Origin of the sequence: Streptomyces sp. NPDC005799 (genome assembly GCF_040630525.1) — a bacterium.
GTDB lineage: Bacteria > Actinomycetota > Actinomycetes > Streptomycetales > Streptomycetaceae > Streptomyces > Streptomyces griseorubiginosus_B.
In genome coordinates this window covers 1-1,129 of record NZ_JBEXXQ010000225.1, presented here as the reverse complement: position 1 = coordinate 1,129, position 1,129 = coordinate 1, and the positions used below count along the sequence as shown (strand labels likewise).

At 69.6% G+C, this 1,129-nt stretch carries 1 protein-coding gene; it reads right to left on the bottom strand.

Annotated features, from left to right (window positions below):
- Window positions 1–142: 142 nt before the first annotated feature.
- A partial coding sequence (locus ABZ453_RS51390; protein ID WP_359027010.1) for an IS1380 family transposase occupies window positions 143–1,129 on the bottom strand: 987 nt, incomplete at its 5' end.

The following is a 1,129-nucleotide window of genomic DNA, read 5'->3' as shown; positions in this document are numbered from 1 at the left end:
GCCTTGATCCACCGACGGGATTTCGAAGTTCTCCGAGGGCGGGTTCTGGGCTTTCGGCTGGTGTGCGGGCAGGAGGTGTCCGCTGGTCTGCCCAGCTTTTCCACGAGTTGCGCTCCGGTTGGGCCCTGGCGGGGCGGGGTGATCAGGGACGTCCGGCCTGTTCGGGTGGACGGTGGAGGGTGTCGAACAGCTGTGTCCAGGCGTTCTGCCAGGGCCATCGCTGCGGTAGGTGCAGGGTGAGGCGGCGGGCGGAACGGGCGATGCGGGCGGGGACGTGGACGAGGTGGGCTCGGAGGGTGGCGGTGGTGGCCTTGGCATGGAAGGCGGAGGTCAGGCTGCCTGCGGCTCGCAGCAGGTTGTAGGCCATCGCCCACAGGGTCAGCCAGGCCGCGTTCGCGTTGAACTTCCCCGAGGGCAGGTGGGCCAGGGCGGAGGCTTTGCCGTCGGCGATGACCTGCTCGACGACGGCGTGGTGGCGGTGTTCCCGCTCGGCCTGGAGCACCTCGGCAGGATTGTCGGTGAAGAACGGGTGGTAGCGCCAGGCGGGGAAGAGTTCGCCCTGCTCGCCGACGGTGGCGGGTTTGGCCAGGTCGCGGACCCGGCGCACGATCAGCCGGGCGGTGACCTGCTCGCTCTTCTTACGGCCGGCGAACGCGGTGTAGGCGAGGATCTCCGCGACCTCGGCGCCTGAGATGAGCTCACCGGTGTCGGGGTCGGGCACGGCGGTGGGATACGTGATCTGCTGCCATGCCTGGTCGGGGATGGCGAGGACGGCCCGTTTGACAGATGGGTTCATGCCGCAGGTGATCGAGAAACGGGCGCCGGCCCGGCGGCAGGCGGCGATCACCCCGGCGTTGTAGAACTGCGAGTCCGCCCGCAGGATGCGCACGCCGGTGCAGCCCGCTTCCACCGCGGTGGTCAGTGCCTCGCTGACCAGCTTCGGGGCTCCGCGGGAGTCGGCTGCCTTGCCGCGTCGCATCCGCACGGTGGCGATCACCGGCCGGGAGGTGGGGGTGCAGATCGTGGCGAGCAGCGGGTGCAGGGTGCGTATCCCCTTGAAGCGGCCGTACTCGGCGCCCTGCTTGGTGCGGCCGTAGACGCGTTTGTGGGTGGAGTCGACATCGATGAA